Origin of the sequence: Streptomyces sp. NPDC052079 (genome assembly GCF_040680275.1) — a bacterium.
Classification (GTDB): Bacteria; Actinomycetota; Actinomycetes; order Streptomycetales; family Streptomycetaceae; genus Streptomyces.
The window spans coordinates 51377-64846 of the sequence record NZ_JBFAWL010000023.1; the positions used below are offsets into that span (position 1 = coordinate 51377).

The 13470-nt window shown below is 71.7% G+C and carries 15 protein-coding genes and 1 pseudogene; 8 read left to right on the forward strand and 8 right to left on the reverse strand.

Annotated elements, in window-relative coordinates:
- The first annotated feature begins 20 nt into the window (after positions 1-20).
- Entirely contained in the window at positions 21-809 is a 789-nt protein-coding gene (locus AB0L56_RS26500) for a TVP38/TMEM64 family protein (protein WP_365427282.1), read from the forward strand.
- 16 nt (positions 810-825) lie between these two features.
- On the opposite strand, the gene AB0L56_RS26505 is transcribed toward AB0L56_RS26500, so the two are convergent.
- A complete protein-coding gene (locus tag AB0L56_RS26505; protein ID WP_365427285.1) occupies positions 826-981 on the reverse strand; it encodes a hypothetical protein in 156 nt (51 codons plus the stop codon).
- A 120-nt stretch (positions 982-1101) separates the two neighbouring features.
- Between AB0L56_RS26505 and AB0L56_RS26510 the strand changes: the two genes are divergently transcribed.
- Both AB0L56_RS26510 and AB0L56_RS26515 read left to right on the forward strand, forming a co-directional pair.
- Positions 1102-1977, forward strand: coding sequence for an undecaprenyl-diphosphate phosphatase (locus AB0L56_RS26510; RefSeq protein ID WP_365427288.1), 876 nt, complete (start codon positions 1102-1104; stop codon positions 1975-1977).
- Positions 1978-2090: 113 nt separating this feature from the next.
- On the forward strand, positions 2091-2270 hold the full coding sequence (locus AB0L56_RS26515; protein ID WP_361024120.1) for a hypothetical protein: 180 nt from the start codon (positions 2091-2093) through the stop codon (positions 2268-2270).
- A gap of 28 nt (positions 2271-2298) precedes the next feature.
- On the opposite strand, the pseudogene AB0L56_RS26520 reads toward AB0L56_RS26515, so the two are convergent.
- Positions 2299-2995, reverse strand: a pseudogene (locus AB0L56_RS26520) (SDR family oxidoreductase).
- 289 nt (positions 2996-3284) lie between these two features.
- Here AB0L56_RS26520 and AB0L56_RS26525 point away from each other — a divergent pair.
- Entirely contained in the window at positions 3285-3770 is a 486-nt protein-coding gene (locus AB0L56_RS26525) for a nuclear transport factor 2 family protein (protein ID WP_365427292.1), read from the forward strand.
- 69 nt (positions 3771-3839) lie between these two features.
- Positions 3840-5405, forward strand: coding sequence for an apolipoprotein N-acyltransferase (gene lnt / locus AB0L56_RS26530; RefSeq protein WP_361024127.1), 1566 nt, complete (start codon positions 3840-3842; stop codon positions 5403-5405).
- On the opposite strand, the gene AB0L56_RS26535 is transcribed toward lnt, so the two are convergent.
- Positions 5329-6234 carry a Gfo/Idh/MocA family oxidoreductase gene (locus AB0L56_RS26535; protein ID WP_365427296.1) on the reverse strand — a complete coding sequence of 302 codons (906 nt, stop codon included), beginning with the start codon at positions 6232-6234 and terminating at the stop codon, positions 5329-5331. The two genes, lnt and AB0L56_RS26535, sit on opposite strands and share 77 nt — an antisense overlap.
- Positions 6235-6396: 162 nt before the next feature.
- Here AB0L56_RS26535 and AB0L56_RS26540 point away from each other — a divergent pair, with 162 nt between their 5' ends.
- Positions 6397-6909 carry a DinB family protein gene (locus AB0L56_RS26540; RefSeq protein ID WP_361024133.1) on the forward strand — a complete coding sequence of 171 codons (513 nt, stop codon included), beginning with the start codon at positions 6397-6399 and terminating at the stop codon, positions 6907-6909.
- A gap of 113 nt (positions 6910-7022) precedes the next feature.
- Positions 7023-7499 carry a hypothetical protein gene (locus AB0L56_RS26545; RefSeq protein ID WP_365427300.1) on the forward strand — a complete coding sequence of 159 codons (477 nt, stop codon included), beginning with the start codon at positions 7023-7025 and terminating at the stop codon, positions 7497-7499.
- A gap of 278 nt (positions 7500-7777) precedes the next feature.
- Here the strand turns inward: AB0L56_RS26545 and AB0L56_RS26550 are convergent, their stop codons facing one another.
- From AB0L56_RS26550 to fabG, 5 genes are all read right to left on the reverse strand, one after another.
- Entirely contained in the window at positions 7778-8293 is a 516-nt protein-coding gene (locus tag AB0L56_RS26550) for a hypothetical protein (RefSeq protein ID WP_365427303.1), read from the reverse strand.
- Between the two features lie 130 nt (positions 8294-8423).
- Positions 8424-9107 (reverse strand): uracil-DNA glycosylase, encoded by a 684-nt coding sequence (gene ung, locus AB0L56_RS26555; protein WP_361024142.1) that lies wholly within the window; start codon positions 9105-9107, stop codon positions 8424-8426.
- A gap of 78 nt (positions 9108-9185) precedes the next feature.
- The gene (locus AB0L56_RS26560) at positions 9186-10772 is read right to left on the reverse strand and encodes an ABC transporter substrate-binding protein (RefSeq protein WP_365427307.1); all 1587 of its coding nucleotides are present in this window, start codon (positions 10770-10772) and stop codon (positions 9186-9188) included.
- A gap of 224 nt (positions 10773-10996) precedes the next feature.
- On the reverse strand, positions 10997-11755 hold the full coding sequence (locus AB0L56_RS26565; RefSeq protein ID WP_361024148.1) for an SDR family oxidoreductase: 759 nt from the start codon (positions 11753-11755) through the stop codon (positions 10997-10999).
- 13 nt (positions 11756-11768) lie between these two features.
- A complete protein-coding gene (fabG, locus tag AB0L56_RS26570) occupies positions 11769-12530 on the reverse strand; it encodes a 3-oxoacyl-ACP reductase FabG (protein ID WP_361024151.1) in 762 nt (253 codons plus the stop codon).
- Positions 12531-12821: 291 nt separating this feature from the next.
- Here fabG and AB0L56_RS26575 point away from each other — a divergent pair, with 291 nt between their 5' ends.
- Positions 12822-13457, forward strand: coding sequence for an excalibur calcium-binding protein (locus AB0L56_RS26575; protein ID WP_365427311.1), 636 nt, complete (start codon positions 12822-12824; stop codon positions 13455-13457).
- Positions 13458-13470: the final 13 nt, after the last annotated feature.

Sequence of the window (13470 nt, forward strand, 5' to 3'; positions counted from 1 at the left end):
TCGTCGGTTAGTGTCACCGGATGCTCGACGCCACCACCCGCTCCGGGGGCACCGCCGCGGCTTCTACCCAGACCGCCGCCACCGACCTCGCGGTCGCCGTCCCCACGGCCGCGCCCGCTCTCGTGCCCGCCGCGGGCCGGGCCGCGCGATGCGTCAGAGTTCTGCTGTCGCCGTGGTCACGGCTGTCGTTGCTCGTGGTGCTGCTCGCCTCCGCGGCCTCGGCGATGCTGGTCCTGGAGCCGCAGCGGCTGCTGACGGACGGCTGGCCGGACCGGCTGGGCGGGGCCGTGGCGGTGGTGGCGTACGCGGTGGCCTACGGGGTGTGCACGGTGGCGTTCGTGCCGCGTCCGCTGCTGAACCTCGCGGCGGGGGCGCTGTTCGGCTCGCAGCTGGGTCTGGCGGCCGCGCTGGGCGGCACGGTGCTGGGTGCCGGGCTGGCCTTCTGTCTGGGGCGGGCGCTCGGCCAGGACGCGCTCCGTCCGCTGCTGCGCGGCCGCTGGCTCAAGGCGGCGGACAACCAGCTCAGCCGGCACGGCTTCCGCTCGATGCTGGCGGCGCGGCTGTTCCCGGGCATCCCCTTCGCCGCCTCGAACTACTGTGCAGCCGTCTCCCGTATGGGCCTGCTGCCGTTCCTGCTGGCGACGGCCCTCGGTTCAATCCCGAACACCGCCGCCTACGTCGTGGCCGGCGCCCGCGCCTCGACTCCGACGTCCCCGGCCTTCCTGATCGCGCTGGCCTGTATCGCCGTACCCGGCCTGGCGGGCGCGGTGGTGGCGTGGCGCAAGCGGCACGGGCTGCGCGCCCGCTGAACGGGCCGGCGGTGCTTCAGACCGCCTGGAGAATCATCCCCGTTGCCCTGTCCGCCTGGCCGAGGGCGCCGGCGCCACCGTCGACGTTGGCCGTGGCGAGGTCGGCGCCGGTCTCCTGCGGGCGGCCCGGCCGCGGCTTGACCACGGGCGGCGAGCCGCAACGCGGCTGCACCGGGGGTTCATCTTAGGGCGCTACGCTTCGCCCTCGGCGCGCCTGATCACCGATCACCGCACACAGCGGTGAGGTGTGCCCTTCGCCCGCCCACGATCGGCACTTGGACTCCGCTACCTCATGTCTTGGTTTGAATCCCTCGTCCTCGGACTCGTCCAGGGGCTGACCGAGTTCCTGCCCGTCTCCTCCAGCGCGCACCTGCGGCTGACCGCGGCCTTCTCCGGCTGGGAGGATCCGGGCGCGGCCTTCACCGCGATCACCCAGATCGGCACGGAGACCGCGGTGCTGATCTACTTCCGTAAGGACATCGGCCGAATCCTGTCCGCCTGGACCCGCAGCCTCACCGACAAGGAGATGCGCCGGGACCCGGACGCGCGCATGGGGTGGCTGGTGATCGTCGGTTCGATTCCGATCGGCGTGCTCGGGGTGACACTCAAGGACCAGATCGAGGGACCGTTCCGTGATCTGCGGCTCACGGCGGCGATGCTGATCGGCATGGGCATCGTGCTCGGCGTCGCCGACCGGCTCGCGGCACGGGACGAGAGCGGCGGCCGGCACCGTGTGGCCAAGCGGCGCAAGGAGCTCGGGGACCTCACCGTCAGGGACGGTCTGATCTACGGCGTCTGCCAGGCCATGGCACTCGTCCCGGGCGTCTCCCGCTCCGGCGCCACCATCAGCGGCGGTCTGTTCATGGGCTACCGGCGGGAGGCCGCGGCGCGCTACTCCTTCCTGCTCGCCATCCCCGCGGTGCTGGCCTCCGGTCTGTTCGAGCTGAAGGACGCGACCGAGGGCGGACACGTCTCGTGGGGGCCGACGCTCTTCGCGACCGTCGTCGCCTTCGCGGTCGGGTACGCGGTGATCGCCTGGTTCATGAAGTTCATCTCGACCAAGAGCTTCATGCCGTTCGTCTGGTACCGCATCGTGCTCGGCATCGTGATCATCGTCCTGGTCGCCATGGGCACACTGAGCCCGCACGCGGCGGAGTCGGCGGGCTGAACCAGAGCGGGAGGTGACCGGGCGGGACGTGACCGGGGCACGTGACCGAGGACATACGGTACGAGTAGCCGTCCGGTAGCGCACTGTCAGTGCCTGGGCCTAGGCTTGCCCGCATGTCCCCCGACTTAACGACCCCTGGTTCCGTGCGCTCCGCCGCCGAGGTCAACGAGCAGATCCGCGCGCTGTGGCTGCGCGCGGGCGGCTCCCTGTCCCCCCAGGAGCGCGCTGAGTACGAGCTGCTCGTGATCGAGTGGGCGGCGGCGATCCGCGGCCGGGTCGTCGAAGCGGCCTGACCCTCCCCCGCCCCTCCGCCGCCGCGCGTCAGCGTCCGCCCGCGACCCTCAGCACCGCCCCCGTGGTGTACGAGGCGTCCGGCGACATCAGCCACGCCACGGCCGCGGCGACCTCCTCCGCCCGTCCCGCCCGCCGCAGCGGAATGCTTCCGGCCATTTCCCGGACCCGGTCCGGGGCCCCCATGGCGGCGTGCATCTCCGTGTCGATCAGACCCGGGGCGACCCCGTTGACCCGGATCCCGTCCGGGCCGAGCTCCTTGGACAGCCCCACGGTCAGCGCGTCGACGGCGGCCTTGGTCGCGGCATAGTGCACGTACTCGTTCGGGCTGCCCAGCGTGGCCGCGCCCGACGAGACGTTCACGATGACGCCCTCACCCCGGGGAACCATCAGCTGGGCGGCCCGCCGCGCACACAGCATCGTTCGCCTCGGTGAACCGCCCCAGCGGGCCGGTCACCGCCGCGTTGTTCACCAACCCCGTCACGGGCCCGAGCTCCCGCTCCGCCGCCTCGAACAGCCGCTCGACCTCCGCCTCGACGGAGGTGTCCGCGCGCACGGTCACGGCACGGGCCCCGGCCGCCCGTACACCGTCCGCCACCCCCTCGGCGGCGGCAGAGTCACGTACGTAGTTCACCACCACGTCCTGTCCCTCGGCTGCGAGCCGCAGACAGGTCGCGGCCCCGATCCCCCGGCCGCCGCCGGTGACCACCGTGACCAGACGCTTCATGAGTACCTCCTGGCGAAGAGCACGAGACAGCGGCGCGCCGGTCCGGGGAGACCTGCACCCGCGCATAGTTGCCCTGTCTACAACCGCCTTGCTCGGTAGTCTGGTTGCAGACGGGCCACCCGTGGCACAAAGGTGCAGCCACGCGAACCTTACTTGTCGTCCTGCTTCGCGCCCGGCACGGTCGGGGGCGACGGCGGGAGGATGTCGATCTGAGCGCCGATCGGGATCTTCTGGGCGGAATCCGCGCACGCCCCTTGGCTCCGCTCGTCCCATGGCCAACACTGAGCCGATGACGCAGCGTGTGGAGCTCGCGACCATGAGGGACCGGCTGGCCGTGGACGGGCTCGTCACCGAGTACGCGGTGGCCGTGGACGACGGTGACTGGGAGGCGTACCGAGGGCTGTTCACCCCGGGCGGGCGAGCGGACTACCGCTCGGCCGGCGGTATCGAGGGGGACGCCGGGGCGGTGGCCGGATGGCTGGCGGAGAGCCTCGGGGCGTTCCCCGTGCGGCAGCATCTGATCGTCAACCGGCGGGTGCGGTTCGGGGTCTGGGAGCAGGACACCGGTGATACGGCACAGGTGCAGGCGGACTACGTGAGCCCGATGGGCCGCACCGGGCGGGACGGCATGTCCGCCGCGCCGGATTTTGTGTGCGGCGGGCGGTGCGCCTTCGCGATGCTGCGCACGGACGAGGGCTGGCGGCTGAGCGAGGTGGTCCTGCGGGAGAAGTGGCGCCGTGCTCCGGAGCGCCGGGCGGCTCCTGTGATCAACTGAACCGGAGTGCACTGTGCCGGATCGGCCTCGGGACGCACACTGGAGGCACCACGGGGTAGGGAGGCGTCCATGAAGTCGCTCGGCCACTGGCTCGCCTCCCCGTGGCGCCGCTCGACCGTCGCCGCGGTCGTGGGCGCCCTGCCCGTCCTGGCGTTTCCCGCACCGTCCCTGTGGTGGTTCGCCTACGTCGCCCTCGTCCCCTGGATCCTGCTGGTCCGTACCGCTCCGACGGGCAGGCGGGCGGCCTTCGACGGCTGGTGGGGCGGGTTCGGCTTCATGCTGGCCATGCACCACTGGCTGCTGCCGAACCTGCACGTGTTCACGTTCGTCATCGCCGCCCTGCTCGGCGTGCTGTGGGCGCCGTGGGGGTGGCTGGTGCGGCGGCTGCTGGGCGGAGTGCCCTCGCGGGGAAGGGTCGCCGCCGCGCTCGTCGTGGTGCCCTCGGGTTGGCTGGCGATCGAACTGGTGCGTTCCTGGGAGGGGCTCGGCGGTCCCTGGGGTGTGCTCGGTGCGAGCCAGTGGGAGGTAGGGGCCGCGCTGCGGCTCGTGTCGGTGGGCGGGGTATGGCTGGCGAGCTTCCTGATCGTGGCCCTGAACGTCGCCGTGGCCGTACTGATCGCGGTCCGGCAGGCCCGGGTGCCGGCCGTGGCCGGGCTGGTGGCCGCGGCCGCGGCCACCTCCGCCGCCTGGCTCTGGGCGCCGCGCCCGGACACCGACGACCGGGCGCGGATCGCGCTCGTGCAGCCCGGAGTCGTGTCCGGGGCGGACAGCGCCGACCGCCGCTTCGACCGCGAGGAGCGGCTCACGCGCGAGCTGGCCGGCCAGGACATCGGCCTGATCGTCTGGGGCGAGAGCAGCGTCGGCTTCGACCTCGGGGACCGTCCCGACCTCGCGCGGCGGCTGGCCGCGCTGTCCCGCGAGACGGGCGCACGGATCCTGGCCAACGTGGACGCGCGGCGCTCCGACAAACCCGGCATCTACAAGAGCTCGGTCCTGATCGGCCCGGACGGCCCGACCGGCGACCGGTACGACAAGATGCGGCTGGTCCCGTTCGGCGAGTACATCCCGGCCCGCTCCGTGCTGGGCTGGGCGACCTCGGTCGGCGAGGCGGCCGGTGAGGACCGCAGGAAGGGGTCCGAGCAGGTGGTGATGGACGCGGGGAACGGGCTGCGGATCGGTCCCATGGTGTGCTTCGAGTCGGCGTTCCCCGACATGAGCAGGCATCTCGCGCAGGACGGCGCCGATGTGCTGCTCGCCCAGTCCTCCACGTCGACGTTCCAGCAGAGCTGGGCGCCCGGGCAGCACGCCTCGCTGGCCGCGCTGCGCGCCGCGGAGACCGGCCGCCCCATGGTGCACGCGACCCTGACGGGCGTCTCCGCCGTGTACGGCCCGGACGGCGGACGCGTCGGCCCCCGGCTCGGCACGGACACCGCCGCCGCCCAGGTCTACGAGGTGCCGCTGGCACACGGCACCACGCTCTACGTCCGCTTCGGCGACTGGCCGCTGTACGCGGCGCTGCTGGTCCTCGCGGCCTGGGGCCTGACCGGGGCGGTGCGGTTCAGGCGGGGCGCTCGTGGATCGCTCGTACCACCCGCTCGCACAGCTCATGGGTCGCCAGGGCGTCCCGGGCACTGAGCACCTGGCCCTCGCGCACCGCGTCTAGGAAGGCGAGCACCACCTGCTCGATGCCGCGCTGCCGTGCCACCGGCACCCAGTCCCCGCGCCGCCGCACGGTCGGCTGGCCCTTGTGGTCGATCACCTCGGCGAGGTTGACCACCTGACGCTTGGTGTCCTGCCCGGAGACCTCCAGGATCTCCTCCGCCGATCCGCTGAGCCGGTTCATCACGCCGAGCGCCGTGAAGCCCTCCCCGGAGAGCTGGAGCACCACGTGGTGCAGCAGCCCGCCCTCGGTGCGGGCGCGCACGGTCACGTCGTCGACCGGGCCGGGCACCAGGAAGCGCAGGGTGTCCACGACGTGGATGAAGTCGTCGAGGATCATGGTGCGCAGCTCCTCGGGCAGCCCGATCCGGTTCTTCTGCATGAGGATCAGCTCACGCGGGTGGTCGGCGCACTGCGCGTAACCGGGCGCGAAGCGGCGGTTGAAGCCGACGGCGAGACTCGTGCCGCGCTCCTCGGCGAGCGTCACCAGCCGCTCGGACTCGGCGAGTTCGTAGGCCAGCGGCTTGTCGACGTAGGTCGGCACGCCCGCCTCGAGGAGCCGGGTCACGATTTCGGGGTGGACCTGGGTCGGCGCGTGCACGAAGGCGGCGTCGAGGTCCTGGGCGAGGAGGGAGTCCAGGTCCGCGTGGCGCCTACCGGCCGGGAGGTGGAGACCGTCGGCGACCCGTTCCAGGGTCGCGGGGGTGCGGGTCTGCAGGTGCAGATCCACGCCGGGCAGACCGGCGAGCACCGGAAGATAGGCCTTCTGCGCGATGTCACCGAGTCCGATGCAGCCGACCTTCACGGGTGTTCTCCTCCAGCCATTGCCTGCCCTGGTCCGGGAAGCATACGGCTGCTGCGGCGGGCGACAGTCCGGCGATCCCGTCGAAGCCGCACAGCAGCAGCGTAGGGGCCTCGGCACGGAAAAACCCTGGTGCGGGGTTCCGCTCTCGGCCACGATGGCGGCATGACGATCGAGCGCACCGAACCCGCCGTCGACGCCGACGAACGCACCATGCTGGAGGGGTGGCTCGACTACCACCGCAGCACCCTCGCCCAAAAGTGCGAGGGGCTGACCGACGAACAGCTGCGCACCGCGTCGGTCCCGCCCTCGGAGCTGTCCCTGATGGGCCTGGTACGGCACATGGCGGAGGTGGAGCGGAACTGGTTCCGCAGAGCGCTCGCGGACGAGGACGCCAGGCCCCTGTACTACAGCGAGGCCGACCCGGACGGCGAGTTCCATATGACCGAGGCGGACACCTGGAAGGAGGCGTACGCCACCTGGCAGGCCGAGATCGAGGCAGCCCGGCGCAACGCGGCAGCCTTCGCCCTGGACGATCCGTCCCGGGGCCGCAGCAGGTCCGGCGACGATCGGCACAGCCTGCGCTGGATCTACACCCACATGATCGAGGAGTACGCACGGCACAACGGCCACGCCGACCTGATCCGGGAGCGGCTCGACGGCGCCACCGGCGACTGACGTCACCCCCCGCCATCGCAGGGGCGCCCGTACGGGGTGGGAGATCACCCGTGCGGGGCATGCTGCGCCTGTCCGCCCTCTCCCGGGCGGCCGGAGCCAGCAGAGTGGCGCGGGTGCAACGAACGACGACCACAGCAACGCTTCTGGTGACCGTGGCGCTCTCCGCCCTCTCGGGCTGTGTGACGGTCCAGCGTCCCCTCGCCCCCGGTCCGGCGACGGGACCGTCCCAGCGGACCGGGCCGGGATCGGACGAGCGGAACGAGACACAGGTCGTGCAGGCACCGGCGCGCGAGGCCCTGGAGATGGTCGGCCCGTCCCGGCCCCCGAGGAAGCCGACGTCGCCCTCGCGCCGCGCCGTACCCACGGCCCCGCCGGAGCGGAGCACCCCCTCCGAGAGCCGGCCGCGTCCGGCCCGTCCCGAGCCCGACGCGCGCGTGCCGTCGCGGCCGCCGACGAACCTCCCGGATGTCGGGCGGCCGGCGCAGAACCCCCCGGACCGGCCGGACCTCTGTGCGCTGGGCCGGCAGTACGGAGGCTGGCACCCGGACAGCCCGGAGGCGACCATCTGCCAGGACACCTACGGCCGCTGAACGACACGCGTCGGCACGGACGCGAAAGGCGGTGACCCCGCCCTCCGGCCTGTACAACCCTTCCCGCCATCCATCCGGAAGGCAGGGGCCGCGCTATCCGGGGCGTGCGATCGCACGGCCCCGAAGGTCCTTGTGGCGGGGCCATGTGCACAGTTCGGCAACGCGGCGAGCCGCGTGCCGGGCGTCGCCTGCTAGCCGCCGCGTGCCAGGCATCGCGGGGCCGGCGGGAAGGGTCGGACGAAAAGGGCCGGCCAGCCCCCTAAGGGCCCCTGGGGCCCCTAGGGCCGCTGTCTCGGCGGCCCCCAGCCGCCGGAAGCCCCGTCCTCGCCCAGCCGGATCTCCAGCCGCCGGATGGCCGCCCGCACGCCCTCGCCGTAGCGGTCGTCGGCGAGGGTGCGGGCCGCGCCGCGAGCCCGGCGGAGGTGGGCGCGGGCGGCGTCGGGACGGCCGAGGCGGGCGTAGTCGTCGGCCAGGTTCAGGTGCAGCGACGGGTAGAGGGCGCGCACCGCGACGGAGCATCCGTACGCGTCGGGCCGGTCCTCCGTGGCCTCCTCCGCCGCCGTCAGCGCCCGCAGGTCCCAGGCGAGTTCGTGCTCGAGGTCGTCCTGGGTGTCCGCGAGGTAGTGGGCGAGTGTGCAGCGGTGCAGGGGATCGCCGTGCTCGCCGATCTCCGCCCACAGGCCAAGAAATCGGTGCCGGGCCTCCTCGCGGTCCCCCGCGTGGTGCAGCATGACGACCTGACCGATCCGTGTCAGTACGGCGTCCGGCGCCGCCTGTCCCTGCCGCTCCGCCACCCTGTCCTCCGCGCCGCTCGCCGCTGTCGTCCCCCGACGCTAACCGCAGGCCGGGGCGACACCGGACAAGCCGCTCCGGTACACCTGGAGCGGGCCGGGTGCGGCCCCGGCACGGAGCCGGCCGGCGGTGTCAGCCGACGCTCGGCAGGGTCCAGTCGATCGGCGCGTGGCCCTGCGCGGCCACCGCCTCGTTGATCTGCGTGAACGGACGGGACCCGAAGAACTTCTTCGCCGACAGCGGCGAGGGATGCGCCCCCTTGACCACCACGTGCCGGCTCTCGTCGATCAGCGGCAGCTTCTTCTGCGCGTAGTTGCCCCACAGCACGAAGACCGCCGGGTCCGGCCGGTTCGCCACCGCGCGGATCACCGCGTCGGTGAACAGCTCCCAGCCGCGCCCCTTGTGCGAGTTGGCCTCCCCCGCGCGGACCGTGAGCACCGCGTTGAGCAGGAGCACGCCCTGCCGGGCCCACGGCATCAGATAGCCGTTGTCCGGGATGGGCGTGCCCAGTTCGGCGTGCATCTCCTTGTAGATGTTGCGCAGGGACGGGGGAATCTTCACACCGGGCCGCACCGAGAAGCACAGGCCGTGCCCCTGGCCCTCGCCGTGGTAGGGGTCCTGGCCGAGCACCAGGACCTTCACCTTGTCGTACGGCGTGGCCTCCAGCGCCGCGAAGACCTCCTCGCGGGGCGGGTACACGGGACCGTTCGCCCGCTCCTCCTCGACGAACTCCGTCAGCTCCTTGAAATAGGTCTGCTGCAGTTCGTCGCCCAGAACCCCGCGCCAGGACTCGGGCAGCATGGCGATGTCGGTCACGTCAATGTCCTTACGTATGCGGTCGCTTCCAGGTCACTGAACCTACAGGCGACCACTGACAACCGGCCCTGCCCGGCCCTACCAGCTGGTCTTCCGGGAGAGCTGCCACACCATCATGATGGTGGACGGGTCCAGCGCCCGCTCCGCACCCGAGATGTCCCGGCTGGCCGCCACGTACTGCCGGCCCTGCCACAGCGGCAGCAGCCGCACGTCGTCGACGAGGATCTGCTGGGCCTCCTCGAACTGCTTCACCACGTTGCCGCGGTCGCTCTCCCGGCGGGAGCTGGGCAGCAGCTCGGTCGTGATCTTGGTCGCCTCGTAGGGCGTGCCCAGCGCGTTCTGCTTGCCGACGAACGGTGCGATGAAGTTGTCCGCGTCCGGGAAGTCGGGGAACCAGCCACGCCCGAACACCGGGTACTGGCCCTTCTGGTAGCCCTCGACGTACGTCTTCCAGGGGCGGCTCTTGAGGGTGACGTCGAACAGCTTCGACGCCTCCAGCTGACGCTCGAGCTCCTTGAACTCCAGCGCGGTCTCGGAGCCGTAGCGGTCCGTGGTGTACCAGAGGGTGAGCGGGACCGGCTCGGTGATACCCGCGTCGGTGAGGATCTCCCGGGCCTTCTTGACGTTGGGCTCGCCGTAGTCGTCGAAGAAGCCGGTGGTGTGGCCGGTGAGGCCCTTGGGGACCATGGAGTACAGCGGGTCGACGGTGTCCTTGTAGACCTTGTGCGCGATCGCCGCGCGGTCCACGACCTGGGCGACGGCCTGCCGCACCTCCTGCTTGCCGGCCCACGGGTCCTTCGGGTTGAACACCAGGTAGTTGATGTCCGTCCCGCTGCCTTCGACGAGCTGGATCTCCTCCTCCTTGGCGGCCCTGCCCTGGAACTCGATGACGTCGCTCGCGGCCAGGCCGCGGTAGGTCAGGTGGATCTGGTCCTCGCGCAGCGCCTTGACCATGGTGCCGGAGTCCTGGAAGTAGCGGATGGTCACCGCGTTGTTCCGGCGGTCCGCGTAGCCCTTGTACCGGTCGTTGCGGACGAGTTCGGCCCTCTTGCCCTCGTCGTACGACTGCAGTGTGTACGGCCCCGAGCCGACGACGCCGCTCTCCTCGCGCAGGGCGTTCGCCGGGTAGGCGTCCGGGGCGACGATCGACATGGCGGGTGTGGCGAGGACGAACGGGAAGGTGGCGTCCGGCTTGTTGAGGTAGAAGACGACCTCGCGCTCACTGGGTGCCTGCACCCGTTCGAGACTGCCGAGCAGACCGGCGGGACCGCCGTTGACGTTGATCTTCCGGATCCGGTCGATGGAGTGCTTGACCGCCTTGGCGTCGAGCGTGCCGCCGTCGGAGAACGTCAGGCCCTCGCGCAGCTCGCAGCGGAACACCTGGTTGGAGCTGTCGGAGAACTCGCAGCTCTCCGCGGCGTCCGGCTGGGGCGTGGAGGCACCGACCGGGTAGCTCAGCAGGGTCTGGTAGATGTTGCGGAAGAGCTCCCAGGAGCTGTCCCAGGAGGCGGCAGGATCCAGCGTGCTGGGCGAGCTGGTGGTGCCCACGATTATCGGTCCTTCGTCGTCCGAGCTGTCGGACGACAGGACGCCGCATCCGGTTACCAGGGACGATATGGCCGCTATGGCCGCCACCCGCCGCAGGCATCGGTTCCGGTTGAACACGCGCACGCTCCTCGATCTGCCATACCAAGGGTCGGCAGACCATACCGCAGTGTCACCCCTGCTGACCCTCCTGTGTACAGCCCTTGTTGATCCACTTCGCGATGACTACGTTGTCACCCGCCGTCGCGGTGCGAATCCGCCGACACGGGCGCCGTTTTCGTCAACGGACGCCCGTGTCGGGAGGGTTCCGCGCGGGCCCGCGCGCACGCGCGCGGGCGTTCGCGTCAGGCCACGCCGGCGTTGAGGAAGATGCCTCCGTCGACGACCAGGGTCTGACCCGTGACCCAGTCCGACTGGTCGGAGGTGAGGAAGGCCGCGGCGCCGCCGATGTCGGAGGGCACGCCGAGCCGGCCCAGCGGGTACCCCGCGGCGGCCTCCTCCTCCCGGCCCTCGTACAAGGCCTGCGCGAACTTGGTCTTCACCACCGCCGGGGCGATGGCGTTGACCCGCACCTTGGGCGCGAACTCGTGCGCCAGCTGCTGGGTCAGGTTGATCAGCGCGGCCTTGCTGACGCCGTAGGCGGCGATGAACGGCGAGGGCGCGAGGCCCGCGACGGAGGCGATGTTGACGATCGCGCCGCCGTTGTCCTTCTGCCAGGCGTGCCAGGTCTTCTGCGCGAAGCCCAGCGCCGAGATCACGTTGGTCTCGAACACCTTGCGGGCCACGTTCAGGTCGAGGTCGGCGATCGCCCCGAACACCGGGTTGGTACCGGCGTTGTTGACCAGGTAGTCGATGCGGCCGAAGGCCTCCATCGCGCGCTCCACGGCGACGGCCTGGTGCGCCTCGTCGTGCGCCTTGCCCGCGACGTACACGGCCCGGTCGGCGCCGAGCCTCTCGACGGCCTCCTTCAGGGCCTCCTCGGTACGGCCGGTGATGCACACCCGGTCACCCCGCGCGACGAGCGCTTCGGCGACGCCGTAGCCGATGCCGCGGCTGGCGCCGGTGATGAGGGCTACCTTGCCCGAGAGTTCCACAGCAGTCATGTTTCCGGTCTTCCTAGTCGAGCGGTCCGCCGGCGACGTACAGCACCTGGCCGGAGACGAAGCCGGCGGCCTCGCCGGTGAAGAAGGCGATGGCGTTGGCGATGTCCTCGGGCTCGCCGACACGGGCGACCGGGATCTGGGTCGCGGCGGCGGCCTTGAAGTCCTCGAAGCCCATGCCGACGCGGTCGGCGGTGGCCTTGGTCATCTCGGTGGCGATGAAGCCCGGGGCGACGGCGTTGGCGGTGACGCCGAACTTGCCGAGTTCCTTGGCGAGGGTCTTGGTGAAGCCCTGCAGGCCCGCCTTGGCAGCGGAGTAGTTGGCCTGGCCGCGGTTGCCCAGGGCCGAGGAGGACGACAGGTTGACGATCCGGCCGAAGCCGGCGTCCACCATGTGCTTCTGACAGGCCTTCGACATCAGGAACGCGCCGCGCAGGTGCACGTTCATGACGGTGTCCCAGTCGGAGACGCTCATCTTGAACAGCAGGTTGTCGCGCAGCACGCCCGCGTTGTTGACCAGGATCGTGGGCGCGCCGAGCTCCTCGGCGATCCGCGCGACGGCCGCCTCGACCTGCGCCTCGTCGGAGACGTCGCAGCCGACCGCGAGGGCCTTCCCGCCCGCGGCGGTGATCTTCTCGACGGTGTCCTTGCAGGCGGCCTCGTCGAGATCGATCACGGCGACCGCGCGGCCTTCGGCGGCCAGTCGTACGGCGGTGGCGGCGCCGATGCCGCGCGCGGCGCCGGTGACGACCGCGACCCGCTGCTCAGTGGTGGACATTGCTGCTTCTCCTCGCCCTTGGGATGCGGCTCCTGCGGCCGCACTCAGTTGAGTGAGCGACCGCTTAGTACCTTCAGCAGACGTGACGCTAGAAGCCATGGCACCCGGTGTCAACGGCACACCGCGCGTGTGTGATCCATTCCCCGCGGATGACCTTCTGCGCGCGGGGACGCTCAGCCCGGTGCGGCCGGCGGCGCGGGGCACCCGATCGGCCCAGCGCTGCGCGCCCGTGCGACCGGCGGGGCCTAGCGTCGAAGCGCGAGCCACCCACGACCGGAAAGGAGGCGTTCCATGCGCCGTCGCACCGGTGCCATAGGCACTCTGATCGCGTTCGCCGCGATCGTGCCCTTGGACCACCCCGCTCACGCCCAGGACCTGGACTGCGGCGACTTCACCTATCAGGAGGACGCGCAGACCTTCTTCGACCTGGACCGGAGCGATCCGCACCGGCTCGACGAGGACTCCGGTCCGGACGACGGTCTGGCCTGCGAGGCGCTTCCCCGGCGTGGCCTCACCGCGTCCACGTTCCTGCCCGAGCCGTCCACGTTCCTGCCCGAGCCGTCCACGCCCGCCCCCACCGAGTCACCGTCACCGTCGCCGACGGCCGCTTCGCCCACCCAGACCGCGACCCCCACGTCCGCGCCACCGACAACGTCCGCGCCCGCCACGACTCCGCCCGCCACCACGACGCCCGCCACGACCCCGCCCGTGACCACGGCGCCCGCGACCACTGCGCCCGCCACGACCCCGCCCCCGACCATGGCGCCCACGACACCCGCCACCGTCGCGCCCACGCGCGGTGTGCAGGGCGGGCTGGGCGGTGCCTGGGACTCTGGGCCGAGCGGCCTGGAGGTGGGCATCGGCGCGACGTTCGTGACGGGCGCCGTCCTCGCGGCCGGACACGTGGTGAGACGCCGCCGGCTCTGACGTGCCGTGCGGG